The organism is Clavibacter zhangzhiyongii (assembly GCF_014775655.1).
In the GTDB taxonomy this organism is placed as follows: Bacteria; Actinomycetota; Actinomycetes; order Actinomycetales; family Microbacteriaceae; genus Clavibacter; species Clavibacter zhangzhiyongii.
Genome location: NZ_CP061274.1, coordinates 1,450,539 through 1,465,346 on the forward strand (window position 1 = coordinate 1,450,539; position 14,808 = coordinate 1,465,346).

General features: G+C 73.9%; 10 protein-coding genes and 2 tRNA genes. 8 read left to right on the plus strand and 4 right to left on the minus strand.

What is annotated here, in order from left to right:
- Positions 1-77 precede the first annotated feature (77 nt).
- The 3 genes from H9X71_RS06955 (at position 78) to H9X71_RS06965 (ending at position 2,304) form a co-directional block, all read left to right on the plus strand.
- A complete protein-coding gene (locus H9X71_RS06955; protein WP_191148932.1) occupies positions 78-704 on the plus strand; it encodes a mycothiol-dependent nitroreductase Rv2466c family protein in 627 nt (208 codons plus the stop codon).
- A 115-nt stretch (positions 705-819) separates the two neighbouring features.
- Positions 820-1,308 carry a ribose-5-phosphate isomerase gene (locus H9X71_RS06960; RefSeq protein WP_191148933.1) on the plus strand — a complete coding sequence of 163 codons (489 nt, stop codon included), beginning with the start codon at positions 820-822 and terminating at the stop codon, positions 1,306-1,308.
- Between the two features lie 6 nt (positions 1,309-1,314).
- The gene (locus H9X71_RS06965) at positions 1,315-2,304 is read left to right on the plus strand and encodes an Fpg/Nei family DNA glycosylase (RefSeq protein WP_191148934.1); all 990 of its coding nucleotides are present in this window, start codon (positions 1,315-1,317) and stop codon (positions 2,302-2,304) included.
- A 134-nt stretch (positions 2,305-2,438) separates the two neighbouring features.
- On the opposite strand, the gene H9X71_RS06970 is transcribed toward H9X71_RS06965, so the two are convergent.
- From H9X71_RS06970 to H9X71_RS06980, 3 genes are all read right to left on the minus strand, one after another.
- Positions 2,439-2,924, minus strand: a complete 486-nt coding sequence (locus H9X71_RS06970) for a Dps family protein (RefSeq protein WP_191148935.1) — start codon at positions 2,922-2,924, stop codon at positions 2,439-2,441.
- 131 nt (positions 2,925-3,055) lie between these two features.
- Positions 3,056-8,530, minus strand: a complete 5,475-nt coding sequence (locus H9X71_RS06975) for an SCO7613 C-terminal domain-containing membrane protein (protein WP_191148936.1) — start codon at positions 8,528-8,530, stop codon at positions 3,056-3,058.
- 148 nt (positions 8,531-8,678) lie between these two features.
- Positions 8,679-8,752: transfer RNA gene (locus tag H9X71_RS06980), tRNA-Gly, on the minus strand.
- Positions 8,753-8,944: 192 nt separating this feature from the next.
- Between H9X71_RS06980 and H9X71_RS06985 the strand changes: the two genes are divergently transcribed.
- The 4 genes from H9X71_RS06985 to H9X71_RS07000 all read left to right on the plus strand — a co-directional run bounded on the left by H9X71_RS06985 (position 8,945) and on the right by H9X71_RS07000 (position 12,089).
- Positions 8,945-9,020 (plus strand) — tRNA-Pro (locus H9X71_RS06985).
- Between the two features lie 65 nt (positions 9,021-9,085).
- Positions 9,086-10,540: a trigger factor gene (tig, locus tag H9X71_RS06990; protein ID WP_191148937.1), complete on the plus strand. Its 1,455-nt coding sequence runs from the start codon at positions 9,086-9,088 to the stop codon at positions 10,538-10,540.
- 244 nt (positions 10,541-10,784) lie between these two features.
- Positions 10,785-11,372, plus strand: coding sequence for an ATP-dependent Clp protease proteolytic subunit (locus tag H9X71_RS06995; RefSeq protein WP_012038150.1), 588 nt, complete (start codon positions 10,785-10,787; stop codon positions 11,370-11,372).
- 36 nt (positions 11,373-11,408) lie between these two features.
- Positions 11,409-12,089, plus strand: a complete 681-nt coding sequence (locus tag H9X71_RS07000; RefSeq protein ID WP_191148938.1) for an ATP-dependent Clp protease proteolytic subunit — start codon at positions 11,409-11,411, stop codon at positions 12,087-12,089.
- A gap of 63 nt (positions 12,090-12,152) precedes the next feature.
- On the opposite strand, the gene sfnG is transcribed toward H9X71_RS07000, so the two are convergent.
- Entirely contained in the window at positions 12,153-13,295 is a 1,143-nt protein-coding gene (gene sfnG / locus H9X71_RS07005) for a dimethylsulfone monooxygenase SfnG (RefSeq protein ID WP_191148939.1), read from the minus strand.
- A gap of 156 nt (positions 13,296-13,451) precedes the next feature.
- On the opposite strand from sfnG, the gene clpX reads away from it, so the two are divergent.
- Entirely contained in the window at positions 13,452-14,732 is a 1,281-nt protein-coding gene (clpX, locus tag H9X71_RS07010) for an ATP-dependent Clp protease ATP-binding subunit ClpX (RefSeq protein ID WP_116055230.1), read from the plus strand.
- The last annotated feature ends 76 nt before the right edge of the window (positions 14,733-14,808 follow it).

Consider the following 14,808-nt stretch of genomic DNA (forward strand, 5'->3'; position numbering starts at 1 on the left):
GGGACCGGGGGTGCCGGGGCGGAGCGGCGCCGCTTTCGGAGCCGATCCTATTCCGTCGGCTGACCTAGGCTGGCGGCATGTCCGACGTACAGAGCAGCCCCCGCACGACCGCCGTCGAGTTCTGGTTCGACCCCTCCTGCCCCTGGGCGTGGATGACCTCCCGCTGGGTCGACGAGGTCGCCCGCCACCGGGACCTCGACATCACCTGGCACGTCATGAGCCTCGCCGTCCTCAACGAGGACAAGGCGGACGACCCGGGCTTCGCCGCCTTCCTCCCGCGCGCGCTCCGCTTCACGCGCCTCGTCGCCGCCGTCGAGGCCGAGCACGGCGCCCCGCACGTCAAGCCGCTGTACGACGCGCTCGGCACCCGGATCCACCTCCGCGACCAGAAGGACGCTGACGTCGTCATCCCCGAGGTCCTCGCCGAGCTCGGCCTCCCCGCGGAGCTCGCCGAGACCAGCCGCACTGACCGGTACGACGAGCCGATGCGCGCCAGCCACTTCGACGGCATCGAGCGCGTCGGTCAGGACGTCGGCACGCCCGTCATCTCCGTCGACGGGGTCGCGTTCTTCGGGCCCGTCATCTCGCCCGCGCCGAAGGGCGAGGAGGCCGTGCGGCTCTGGGATGGCGTCGTGGCGGTGGCCGCCTACCCCGGCTTCTTCGAGATCAAGCGCTCGCGCACCGTGGGCCCGATCTTCGACTGATCCATCACCCGTCGCGGACGCGGCGGCCGGCGGCCCTCGGGCGTCGGCCGCCTCGCGCGCGACACGCCCGCGCCGCGGGCACGACGCCGCGACGCGCGGCAGGAGGAGTGCACCGATGCGCATCCACATCGCGACCGACCACGCGGGCCTCGACTTCTCGAGGTACCTCACCGACCATCTGACCGACGCCGGGCACGACGTCGTGGACCACGGGCCGACCGCGTACGACGCGCTCGACGACTACCCGTCGTTCTGCATCCGCGCGGCCCGCGCCGTCGTCGCCGACCAGCGGGAGGGCGCCACGTCGCTCGGCGTGGTCTTCGGCGGGTCGGGCAACGGCGAGCAGATCGCGGCCAACAAGGTCGAGGGCGTGCGCGCGGCGCTCGTCTGGAACCTGTCGACCGCGGTCCTCGCGCGGCAGCACAACGACGCCAACGTGATCTCCATCGGCGCCCGCCAGCACACCGTCGAGGAGGCCACGGCCTTCATCGACGCGTTCATCGCCGAGCCGTTCTCCGGCGAGGAGCGGCACGCGCGCCGCATCGCGCAGCTCGCCGAGTACGAGACGACGGGGGCCATCGTGGGTCACCCCGTCACCGACTAGGCCGCCGTGCCCGAGGGGCATTCGATCCACCGGATCGCGAAGCAGTTCGAGGCGCACTTCGTCGGCGACGTCGTGCGGGCGTCATCGCCCCAGGGTCGGTTCGCGGAGGGCGCCGCCGTGCTCGACGGCCGGCGCCTGATCGCCGCGAAGGCCGTGGGCAAGCAGATGTTCCTCGAGTTCGACGACGACGTCTGGCTCCGCGTGCACCTCGGGCTCTACGGGGCGTGGGACTTCGCGGGCGACGTGACGACGCTCAACCGGATGGGCCAGAACGGCATGCGCGGGGACGTCCCCGTCGACGAGCGCGTCGACGACGCTCCGGTCGACTCCGACGCGGAGGACTCGCTCGCCAGCATCGGCGCTCCCCGCCGGGCGCGACTGCGCATGGCGGAGCAGGAGAAGGTGCACGATCCGTTCTCCGCCGAGGCGTGGCCGCCCGAGCCGGTGGGCCAGGTGCGCGTGCGGCTGCTCACCGAGCGCGCCGTGGCGGATCTCCGGGGCCCGACCGCGTGCGTCGTCGCGAGCCCCGATGAGGTGCAGCAGGCCATCGACAAGCTCGGTCCGGATCCCCTCGTGGACGGCGGGAAGCGCTCGGAGGACCGCTTCACGGCGACCGTGCGGAGGAAGCCCACGGCCATCGGCCTGCTGCTCATGGACCAGGCCGTCGTGAGCGGCATCGGCAACGTGTACCGCGCCGAGCTGCTGTTCCGCGCGCGCCAGAACCCGCACACGCCGGGACGCGACGTGCCCGAGGACGTCGTGCGCGGCCTCTGGAAGGACTGGTCGAAGCTGCTCCGCAAGGGCGTCGAGGTCGGGCAGATGATGACCATGGACGGGCTGCGCGGCAGGAAGCTCGAGGCCGCGCTCCGCAACCGCGCGGACCGGCACTGGGTGTACCACCGCGAGGGCCTGCCGTGCCGCGTGTGCGGGACGAACGTCGTGATGGAGGAGGCCGCGGGGCGGAAGCTCTACTGGTGCCCGTACTGCCAGGCGTGATGCTCCGGCGGGCCCGAGGGGCGGTGCCGGGCCGGCGGTGCGCCGGCTGCGACTCGGCGCCGGGATGACGGAGGGGCCCGGATCCGATCGGATCCGGGCCCCTCGACCGTCGGCGGCGTGTGCTGCGGGCGGCGCTACTCGCTGATGTGGGCGAAGAGGAACCAGCGGTCCTTCTCGAGCCCACGGGCGATCTCGATGGCGACGTCCTGGCTGTTGACGTCGATCTCGCCGAGCTCCTGCACCGCGCGGTTGACGAGCTCCATCGTCGCGTCGATCTGCGCGATGACCTCGGCGATCGTGGCGCTCGACTGGCGGAAGCCGGGCGTGAGCGGCGCGGTGGTCGTGGCGGCGGCGACCGTCTCGATGCGGGCGTCGATCGGCAGGCCGAGGGCGACGACGCGTTCGGCGGCCGTGTCGGCCCAGCCCTGCGCGTGGGAGACGAGCACGTCGAAGAACTCGTGCACGCCGATGAAGTTGGCGCCGCGGACGTGCCAGTGCGCCTGCTTGCCGTTGACGGCGAGGGCCTGGAGGTTGACGACGACGGGGCTGAGGAACTGCGCGACGCCGGCGGCGACGTCGGCCGAGGCGGAGCTGGTGGGGACGTGGACGGTGTCGGTCATGGGTTCTCTCCTCGAGGGGCGGGACGGGTCTGCGGGCTGCGGACGATGCCGTCAATCTCGCGCATCCTGCCGCCGCCCGCAAGCAAGCTGAGGCATGGCTTACCGGGTGCCGGCCCGGGCGCGGCTGCGGATCAGCGGAGCGCCGAGACGCGAGCCGCCACCTCCTTGACGTCGCGGATCCGCCGCTCGTAGCGGGCCGCGACGGCGATGAGGACGACGCCGCCGACGCCGGCCCACGCCCACCAGGGGACGGTGGCCGACGCCTCGCGGATCCACGGCCAGAGCTGGGCGAGGGCGTGCACGACGAGGACGCCCCCGCCGATGAGGAAGGGCGCGCGGAGCCTCAGGCGCGCTCCGGCGAGCAGCGTGGCGAGCGCCAGGATCCCGAGGCCCACGATGCGCCACGCCGGGCTCGGCCCGAGGTCGGCGAGGAGCGGCGGGACGAGGAGGACGAGGAGCCCGGGGGTGAGGTGCCGCATGCTGCCGGCGGACGGGTCGTGCACGAGGCGTCGGGCGCCCACGACGAGGAGCGCCGCCGCGATCGGCACCGTGACGGTCTCCACGGGATCCGCCGCCCCCGAGGTGACGAGCACCGCGGCGACCAGCGCGCCGACGACGAGCGCCGCGAGGGCGAGGACCCGGTCGTGGAGCGGGGGACGGGTGGCGGGGATGCCCGTGGCCGGCGCGGCTGGTCCCCCGGCGGTCGTTCTCGTGGCGGCCGGTGCGGACGGCGAGCAGGCGACGTGGAGCGCGGCGACGAGGGCGACGAGGAGGGCCGAGCGCACGCCGACGCCGTCCATCCGCTCCGCGTGCGCACGGAGGATCGCGGCGCTCCCCACCGCTCCCGCCCCGACGGCCGCGATGAGCACGGCGACGCGGGGTGCCCGGTCGAGCACGTCGAGCGCGGAGGCGTCCATGCGACGAGCCGGGTCCCGCGGCGCGTCGGCGTCGGCGTCGGCGCCGTCGCGGGAGCGGCCGGCCGCACGCGCCGGGACGAGGGCGACGGCGAGCACGAGGACGAGGGCCGCGGCGAGCGTCCAGGACTCCGTCCGTCCGAACGTGGCGGGCCCGTAGCCGTCCAGCTGGGCGACGGTCCTCCCGAGGCCGACGAGGGGGACGGCGAGACCGGACGCCGCCGCGGTCGCGTGGAGCAGGGGGCGCGACGGGGATCCAGCGTCGAGGTCGCGCAGGGCGGCGGCCGTCAGGAGCAGCACGACCGCCGCCACGCCGCCGACCACCAGCGCCCGCACGGGGATCCCCGTCCACGAGGCGACGGCCGTGGGCAGGGCCGCGAGGAGCAGGGCGCCGAGGAGGACGGGCGCGGCGCCGGATGCCCGCTCCGCGCCCGAGGACGGGGCGGATCGTCGCCGACCGGGGAACCCGCGGTGGAGGAGGGCGGCCACCGCGAGCATGACCCCGGCCGGCGGCAGGACGTAGGGCTCCACGGCGTCGACGGAGGCGCGCCCGAGCGCGACCCACAGGGCGGCGGACCCGAGGGCCAGGGCGACCCAGCCCATGAGGCGCCGCCTGCGGGACCCCGGCCCCGAGGAGGCGACGAGCACGGCCACGCTCGAGAGGAGGAGGGCGACGGGGAGCCCGGCGCCGTCGGTGGCCGCGCCGAGCGCGGCCGTTCCGACGACGAGCACGCACGCGGCCACGTCCGCGGCGTGCCGGACGAGGCCGTCCAGGGCGCCGGGATCGGGCATCGGGACGGAGGCCGGACCCGGGACGGATGCCGGCCGCGGGTTCCGGAGGCGGTCGGCGGCGCCGACCACGCTGACCAGCACGGCGACGATCGCGGGGACGGCCAGCGCGGCCGGTTCGGACGGCGCGTGCCCGCCGCGCCAGGCGAGGAGCGCCACGACCACGGCACCGAGCAGGGCGACGGCCGCGGACGCCGCGAGCACGCGCCGGTGCACGGAGCGGAGCACGAGGAGCGCCGCGGCGCCCGCGACGAGCGCCACGCTGGCGACGAGCGGGCGGACGACGCCCTCGCCGGAGCCCACCGACGCGAGCATCACGACGGCCACGAGCGCGGTGGTGGCCGACCAGGCGGATCCCGCGATCCGAGGGTCCGCGGGATCGCGCGCGCCGCGGAGGACGAGTGCGCCGACCGCCGCGAGGACCGCCGCCGTGACCACCAGCTGGAGGTCGACGGCCGGCTCGCGGGCGGGCTCCGCGGAGAGCCGCAGCGCCCGCACGGCGCCGACGACCAGGAGCCCGATGCCGCCGCCGATCACGACGGCGCGCAGCAGCGGGCGGACGCCGGACGGCGCGCGGCGCAGCACGGCGGCGGCTGCCAGGGCGAGGGCCGCGCAGATCCCGGTGAGGACGGCGGGCCGGAGCACGTCGTCCGGCCGACCCGCGGGGGCGAGCGGCAGGACCGCGGTGAGGATCCCCGCGAGCGTCAGCGCGGCGACGCCGCGCCGGACGGGAGGCCCGGCCGCGTCCCCGACGCCGCCGTCGGCGCGGAGCGCGGCGCGGTGCATCAGCGCGGCGACGAGGAGCAGGACGCCGGCGACGGGCAGCCAGTACGCCTCCGGCGTGGTGGTGCCGCTCGCGAACAGCCGCGACCACAGCGCCGCGATGCCCGTGCCGAGCGCCGTCCACCCCCACGCGCGGCGGGCGCTGCGGGACACGAGCAGCCCGTCGTGCGCGACGGACAGGACCAGCGCCGTGGCGGCGACGACGAGCAGCGGGATCCACAGGAGCTCGCGACCCGCGCGCGTGGGATCGACGGAGACGGCGACGATCAGCGCGCCGCCGACCACGACGGCGGCGCCGACGTCGAGGGCGACGCGCAGCGCGCGCGACGCGTGCCGGTAGCCGAGGAGGGCGGCCGCGGCGACGACGAGGGCGACCGCGGCGGGGACGACGCCGTGCGGCGTGGATCCGCGGTCGACGAGGGCGGCGGGGGTCAGGACGGCGAGCAGCAGCGTCGGCGCCACGAGTCCGCCCGTGGTCAGTCGCCAGCGACGCAGGGCCGTGGTCCCGGCGGCCCGTGGGGCGGCGGTCTCGTCGTCGGCGCGGGGCGCGCGGGCGGGGAGGGCGACGCGCCGGACGCCGCCGACCGTCCACGCCACGAGGCCGACGACGAGGACCGCCTGCGCGGCCGTCGACCAGGCCGGCGACGCGGTCAGCGCGCCCCCGGCGTAATCCGCTCCGACGACCGCGACGGGCAGGGCCGTCAGGCACGCGGGCAGGAGCGCGGTCGCGAGCAGTGCACGCCGTCGCACGCCCGGTCGCCCCCGGAGGATGCCGGCGACGAGGAGGATCAGCGCGGAGCCCAGGAGGAGGAGCGTGACCGGGTCCGCGCCCGCGCCGAGCGAGGCCCTCAGGGGCGGGGATCCGATGACGCCGGCGTGCGCGAGCGACGGCGCGAGCGCGGCCGCGGCGACGAGGCCCACGAGCGCGGCCCCGGCCGTGGTGAGCCGCGCGGCGTCCTCCGTGCGCGCTGTCCGGGACCCGACGACGAGGAGCAGGACCACGAGGGGGGTGACCGCCCACCACGTGCCCGTGCTCGCCCAGGACGTCGTCCAGGCGAGGCAGCCGGCCGCGATGGATAGCGCCAGGAGAGGGGCGTCGGGGGCGGCGGGACGACCGGCGGGCAGGCCGGGTGCCGTGCCCGCGGGGGATCCCGACGGCGCGCCGACGGGGGAGGACGGCGACACCCGCGACGAGAGCCGCCAGGCGAGCGCGCCCGCGGAGACGACGAGGTACGCGCCGGCCACGACGACGACCGGCCCGAGGGCGGGGACCGCCACGACGACGGTGGCCGCTCCTGTCCACGCGAGGAGGAGGCGGCGGACCCCGAGGCGTCGGCCCGCGAGAGAGGCCACGGCGGTGAGGATCCACACCGCGACGAGTCCGAGCACGGCCGCGCGGACATCCGCGGTGAGGTCGGGGAGGTCGCTGGCCCGGCCGAGGACCGCGACCAGGTCGTCGAGCGGCCTCTGCTCCCAGGCGGACATGCCGACGACCAGCGCGGCCGTGACGCCGCCGAGGCCGGCGACCGCGGCGGGCAGCCCGGCGATGCACGCGACGACGAGGGCGGCGACCGCGGCGATCCGGGCTGTCGTGGCGAGGACGGGGTGCCGCAGCCGTCGGGCCGCCACGTCGAGCGCGGCTGCCACGAGCGCCGCGGCCACGAGCTGCGCGCAGAGCGTGAGGAGCGCCGGTCCGCCCATGAGCGCCGTCACCGGGAGGGCGGCCGCCGCGCCCGCGCCGGCGACCACCGCGGCGAGGACGCGCAGCGCATCCGTCCGCGGCCCGGGCGACGCCGCGTCCGCGTCCTGCGGCGCGGCGCCCGGGATGCTGCTGTCGGCCCCGGCGGCGAGCTGCGGCGCGTCTCCGGCCGCGTCGACGTCCGCGCCGGCCACCGGCCCGCCCGAGACGGCGCCCGCGTCGCCGAGGGCGCGGGGCGAGCGGGACGCGGGCCGGGCGAGGGCCCATGCGTGCGCGCCGCTGGCGACGGCCGCGATCAGGAGGGGGAGCGCGGGCACGGCGTCGGTGTCGACCGCGCTGGCGGCTCCGGCGACGACGGCCGCGGTCGCGGCGACGACGCCCACGACCCGGAGGATCCCGCGCTCGAGGAGGTCGGGCAGGGCGGGGGCGCCGGATCTCGGAGCCGCGTGCACGAGGGCGACGGCGGAGGCCGCCGCGAGGGCGAGCGCCGCACGGGTCCCGGCGTCCGTGGAGGGGACGGCGCCGACCAGCAGGCCGGCCGCGACGGGGAGTCCCGCCCAGCCGGCGATGCCCGCCGCGCGGATCCGCAGCAGGCGCCGGAGGCCGAGGAGCGCCGCGGAGACGACGAGCGTGCCGACGCCGAAGTGGACGAACGGGTCGTTCGACGCCGCGCCCGCGAGGTCGTAGGACCGCACCGCCCAGACGTCGAGGTGCAGCAGCACGATGCCCACGAGGCCCACGGCCTCGGCCGTGCCGGGCAGTCGACGCCGGGCGAGGACGCCCGCAGCCGTGAGGGCGGCGAGGGTGACGGCCGCGGTGATGGCCGCCCGCACGACGAGCCCGTAGGTGACGAAGGCGTAGACGACGTAGAAGACGGCGGCGACCGAGAGCAGGACCACGCCGACGGCGAGCAGCACGGCCGGGACGCTGATGCGGCGCCGCGGTGCCGCGGGCGCGGCATCCGGGCGCACGGCCGGCGGGATCCCGACCGGCTCCTCCGTCGGGTGGGCGGCGGCGTCAGACGCACGGGACCCCGCCGGCTCGCGCCGCGCGACGGACGCCGCCGGGGCGCTGGCGGCAACCGACGGCGGCTCCACGGCCGGCGGCGGAGCGGCGGCGGCATCGGGCACCGGACGCAGCATCGGTGCGGGCTCGCGCTCGGGACCCGCGGCCGCTCGGCTCCATCGCCGCATGGCGTCGACCAGCCGCTCCCGCTCCGCGACCGCGTCGACGACGCGGTGCGACGCCTCGAGCACGGCCGCCGCCTCGGGCGCCCGGACGTCGACGCCGCAGCGCCCGCAGACGAGCGCGCCGAGCGGCGCGAAGCACGCCGGGCACAGGTCCGTGCGCAGGAGGTCGTCGGTGCGTGCGGGCCAGGGCCGGGCGCCGATCCGCGATCCCCGTGCGTCGTCCTCGACCATGCCGCCCCCCGAGCTCGCTCCTTGCGGAAGCTCCCAGGCTATCCACGGAGGAGGAAGCTACCCGGGCCGACGGGCGGGACGCGCGCGGTCTCCCCGAACGGGGGAGGAGGAGGGCGGGACGGGCTGGGGAGGAGCCGCGTGGCCGCGATGGAGGGGATGACGGGAATCGAACCCGCGTGATCAGTTTGGAAGACTGAGGCTCTACCATTGAGCTACATCCCCGCGACGCCGGCACCATCGCCCCCGATGGGACGTGCGCCGGATGCGCGGGATCCAGCGTAGCGCAGCCTCCCGCCGCCGGTGACCAGCGCCCGGCACGAGTCGGATAGGCTGTGCCACGGTCGGATCGGCTTCCGCGCGCCTGCACGTCATGGGGGCTCGGCGCCCGCCTCGACCGAGGGAATGCGTGGCAGCCGGGGCGTAGCGTAGTGGCTAGCGCGTCCGCTTTGGGAGCGGAAGACCGCAGGTTCGAGTCCTGTCGCCCCGACCACATCCCCGACGACGAAATGCCGTCTCAGCCGAGGCGCGTACCGCGATTACAGGAGAACTCCACACGTGAAGACCACGGTCGAAAAGCTGAGCCCCACGCGCGTCAAGCTCGCGATCTCTGCCACCCCCGAAGACCTGAAGCCGCACATCGACCACGCATACGGCCACATCGCCGAGCAGGTCAACATCCCCGGCTTCCGCAAGGGCAAGGTGCCGCCCGCCATCATCGACCAGCGCGTCGGCCGCGAGGCCGTGCTGGAGCACGCCGTCAACGACGGCATGGACGGCTTCTACCAGGCCGCCGTCAAGGAGACGGACATCCGCCCCCTCGGCCGCCCCGAGGCGGACGTCAAGGAGTGGCCCGGCAAGGACCTCACCGGCGAGCTGCTCCTCGAGATCGAGGTCGACGTGCGCCCCGAGTTCGACATGCCCGCCTACGAGGGCCTCGAGCTCACGGTGGACTCCGTCGAGGTCACCGACGACGAGGTCGGCACCGAGCTCGACAGCCTCCGCAGCCGCTTCGGCACGCTGATCACGGTCGACCGCCCCGCGAAGACGGGCGACTTCGTCCAGATCGACCTCACCGCCACCATCGCCGGCAACGCCGTCGACACCGCGAGCGGCATCTCCTACGAGCTCGGCTCGGGCGACCTCATCGACGGCATCGACGAGGCCCTCGAGTCCCTCACCGCCGGCGAGAGCACCACCTTCGAGTCGAAGCTGCTCGGCGGCGACAACGAGGGCGAGACCGCGGAGATCGCCGTCACCGTCCAGTCCGTCAAGGAGCGCGAGCTGCCCGAGGCCGACGACGACTTCGCCCAGATCGCCAGCGAGTTCGACACCATCGACGAGCTGCGCGCGGACCTCAAGGTCCAGGTCGGCAAGTCCAAGGTCTTCGGCCAGGTCACGCAGGCCCGCGACCAGATCGTCGACAAGCTGCTCGAGTCCGTCGAGATCCCCGTCCCCGAGAAGCTCGTCGAGGACGAGGTGCACCGCCACCTCGAGAACGAGAACCGCCTCGAGGACGACGTGCACCGCGCCGAGGTCAAGGAGTCCAGCGAGAAGGCGTTCCGCCAGCAGCTGCTCCTCGACGTCATCGCCGAGAAGGAGGAGCTGAAGGTCAGCCAGGACGAGCTGACCCAGTACCTCATCCAGGGCGCGCAGCAGTACAACATGGAGCCGAACGAGTTCGTCCAGGTGCTGCAGCAGAACAACCAGATCCCCGCCATGGTCGGCGAGGTCGCGCGCAACAAGGCCCTCGCGGTCGTGCTCGACAAGGCCCGTGTCGTGGATGCCGACGGCGAGGTCGTCGACGTCACCGAGTTCACGCAGCCCGTCGTGCGCGACGCGGACGCCGTCACCGAGGAGCCCGCGGACGCGGACGCCGAGGCCGTCGTCGCCGACGCCCCCGCGGAGGAGGCCGCTGAGGCCCCCGCCGCCGAGGAGGCGCCCGCCGAGAAGCCGAAGAAGAAGGCGCCCGCGAAGAAGAAGGCCGCCGAGAAGGCCGCCGACTCCGAGTAGTCGCATCCGCCGATCCGCCGCGGCGGGTCGACACCACGAGGGCCCGGGGAGCATCAGCTCCCCGGGCCCTCGTGCGTGCGACGGCTGCGCTCTCCGCCCGCGGCGGCTGCGCTCTCCGCCCGCGGCGGCTGCGCTCTCCGCCCGCGGCGGCTGCGCTCTCCGCCCGCGGCGAACACGGGCGTAGGGGCGGATCCGCTCCGATAGATTCATGACTCGAAGCGACGAATGAATGGGAGCTCGAACAATGGCCGAACCGACACTGGTACCCGGTGTTTTTGACCGACTGCTGAAGGACCGCATCATCTGGCTCGGATCCGAGGTCCGCGACGACAACGCGAACGAGATCTGCGCGAAGATCCTGCTGCTGGCGGCGGAGGATTCCGAGAAGGACATCTTCCTGTACATCAACTCTCCCGGCGGTTCCATCACCGCGGGAATGGCCATCTACGACACCATGCAGTTCGTCCCGAACGACATCGTCACCGTCGGGATCGGCATGGCCGCGTCCATGGGCCAGCTGCTCCTCACGAGCGGCACCAAGGGCAAGCGCTACATCACGCCGAACGCGCGCGTGCTGCTGCACCAGCCCCACGGCGGCTTCGGCGGCACGTCGAGCGACATCCAGACGCAGGCCCAGCTCATCCTCTCGATGAAGCAGCGCCTCGCCGAGATCACCGCGGGCCAGACCGGCAAGACGGCCGAGCAGATCAACGAGGACGGCGACCGCGACCGCTGGTTCACCGCCCAGGAGGCCCTCGAGTACGGCTTCGTCGACCACATCCGCGAGTCGGCGACCGACGTCGTCGGCGGCGGCGGCACCGAGACCTCCTAGAGCCCGCGACAGAGAAGACAGGTAAGAGAAGAGAACATGGAACTCCCCACCTTCGGCGGCGCCCGCGGCGCCGGCTCCACCGCCACGAGCCCGTCGTCGCGGTACATCCTCCCCAGCTTCGAGGAGCGCACGGCCTACGGCTACAAGCGCCAGGACCCGTACGCGAAGCTCTTCGAGGACCGCATCATCTTCCTCGGCGTGCAGGTCGACGACGCGTCCGCGGACGACGTCATGGCCCAGCTGCTCGTGCTCGAGTCGATGGACCCCGACCGCGACATCGTGATGTACATCAACTCGCCCGGCGGCTCCTTCACAGCCATGACGGCGATCTACGACACGATGCAGTACGTGTCGCCGCAGATCCAGACCGTCTGCCTCGGTCAGGCGGCGTCCGCCGCCGCCGTGCTGCTCGCGGGCGGCGCGCCCGGGAAGCGCCTCGCGCTCCCCAACGCGCGCGTGCTCATCCACCAGCCGGCCACCGGCGAGTCGAGCGGCGGCCAGGCCTCCGACATCGAGATCCAGGCCGCGGAGATCATGCGCATGCGCTCCTGGCTCGAGGACACGCTCGCGTCGCACACCAACCGCGACCGCGAGCAGATCAACCGCGACATCGAGCGCGACAAGATCCTCGGCGCGAACGAGGCGCTCGAGTACGGCCTCATCGACCAGGTCCTCACCTCGCGCAAGAACCTGACGGCGGCGCTCCCCGCCCGCTAGGCCCGCACGGACGAGAGGGGCGGTCGGCATCAGCCGACCGCCCCTCTTCCGCGTGCGCGCGCGTCAGGCCGCGGGCTCCGCGATCTCGCCGCGCTCGATCGCCTCGAGCTCGAGCTCCCGCACGATGGGCAGCACCTGCGTGCCGAACACCTCGATGTCCTCGAGGTAGTGGAGGAAGCCGAGGAGCAGCAGGTCCACCCCGCGCTTGCGGTACTCGACCATGCGCCGCGCGATCTGCTCCGGCGTGCCGATGAGGCCCGTGCGGAAGCCGTCGTTGTACTGGACGAGGTCGCGGAACGTGGAGTCCGACCACATGCCCTTGCCGTCGCCGGTGGAGGATCCCGCCTGCTTCACCGCCTGGCGGAAGCCCTCGACGGCGTCGGGGTTGGCCTTGGCGATGATCTCCTCGAGCACGTCCTGCGCCTCCTGCTCCGTGTCGCGCGCGATCACGAAGCCGTTGAGGCCGAACCGGACGCGCTCGGCGCGGCCGGCAGCGCGGGCCGACGCCAGCACGTCGACGCGCTGCTCCTCGAACCCGGCGAAGTCCTTGCCGTTGGAGAAGTACCAGTCGGTGACGCGACCGCCCATCTCGCGCGCGTCCGTGCTGTTGCCGCCCATGAAGATCTCGGGGTGCGCACGGCCGGGCACCTGGACGGGCGGCGGCTTCAGCGTGAAGTCGTGGATCCGGTAGAAGTCGCCGAGGTGCGTGAAGTCCTTCTCCGTCCAGAGGCCCCGGAGCACGCGGATGAACTCCTCCGTGCGGCGGTAGCGCTCCCCGTGCTCCAGCCACGGCTCGCCGAACCCGACGAACTCGTCCTTGAGCCACCCCGACACGACGTTGACCGCGGCCCGGCCGTGCGACATGTGGTCGGCCGTGATGATCCACTTCGCGAGCACGCCCGGGTGCCAGAGGCCGGGGTGCACGGCCGCGATGACCTTGAGGCGCTCCGTCGCGAGCAGGAGGCCGAGCGAGAACGACGTCGACTCGTGCTGCTGGTCCGCGCCGTAGGAGGCGGCGTAGCGCACCTGGCTCAGTGCGTAGTCGAAGCCGTTCCGCTCCGCGAGCTGCGCGACGCGGACGTTGAAGTCGAAGTCGAAGTGGGTGCGCTGCTCGATGTCGCTCGTGACGAGGCCGCCCGAGACGTTCGGGACCCAGTAGGCGAAGGACAGCGCGTCGGGGGATGCGGGAGCGGTGTGGTCTGTCATGCCGACATGGTGGGTGACGGGAGCCGGGAGCCGGCTCGGTGTTGCGCAGTGTGACACGGGATCCGGCCGCGACCGGCCACGCCCCCAGGGGTCCGGGCGATGTCCGGTGCACGGGTTAGGCTCGTGGCACACCGCACGACTTCCGGGGAGGCATTCATGGCACGCATCGGCGAGAGCGCGGATCTGCTCAAGTGCTCCTTCTGCGGGAAGAGCCAGAAGCAGGTCCAGCAGCTGATCGCGGGGCCGGGCGTCTACATCTGCGACGAGTGCGTGGAGCTCTGCAACGAGATCATCGAGGAGCGCCTGGCCGAGGCCAGCGAGGAGACCACGGGCGAGTTCGACCTCCCCAAGCCGAAGGAGATCTTCGGCTTCCTCGACGAGTACGTCATCGGGCAGGAGGCCGCCAAGCGCGCGCTCTCCGTCGCGGTCTACAACCACTACAAGCGCGTGCGCGCCGTCGGCACCATCGGTCCGGCCGAGACCGTGGGCGACGAGATCGAGATCGCGAAGAGCAACATCCTCCTCATCGGCCCGACCGGCTGCGGCAAGACCTACCTCGCGCAGACGCTCGCGAAGCGGCTCAACGTGCCGTTCGCGGTAGCGGACGCCACGGCCCTCACCGAGGCGGGCTACGTGGGCGAGGACGTGGAGAACATCCTCCTCAAGCTCATCCAGGCGGCCGACTACGACGTGAAGCGCGCCGAGACCGGCATCATCTACATCGACGAGGTCGACAAGATCGCGCGGAAGGCCGAGAACCCGAGCATCACGCGCGACGTGTCGGGCGAGGGCGTGCAGCAGGCGCTGCTGAAGATCCTCGAGGGCACCGTCGCCTCGGTGCCGCCGCAGGGCGGGCGCAAGCACCCGCACCAGGAGTTCATCCAGGTCGACACCACCAACGTGCTCTTCATCGTGGCCGGCGCGTTCGCCGGGCTCGAGGACATCATCAGCCAGCGCGCGGGCAAGAAGGGCATCGGCTTCGGCGCCCCGCTGCACCGCAAGGACGTGAACGCCGACGTGTTCGGCGAGGTCCTCCCGGAGGACCTGCACAAGTTCGGCCTCATCCCCGAGTTCATCGGTCGCCTCCCCGTGGTCACCACCGTCACGCAGCTCGACCAGCGGGCGCTCATGGAGATCCTCACGAAGCCCCGCAACGCGCTCGTGCGCCAGTACCAGCGCATGTTCGAGCTCGATGGCGTCGAGCTGGAGTTCGAGCAGGGCGCCCTGGAGTCGATCGCCGACCTCGCCGTGCTCCGCCAGACCGGTGCCCGTGGCCTCCGCGCCATCCTCGAGGAGGTGCTCGGGCCGATCATGTTCGACATCCCCTCGGACGACGAGGTGGGCCGCGTGGTCATCACCCGCGAGTCCGTGGTGCAGAACGCGGCGCCCACCATCGTGCCGCGGGCCTCGATGCTCCGCGCGGAGAAGTCCGCCTGATCCGCGGGGCCGCCTGTGGCCCGTACGACGAGAGCGCCGCACCCCGGTAGGGGCGCGGCGCTCTCGTCGTGTCGCG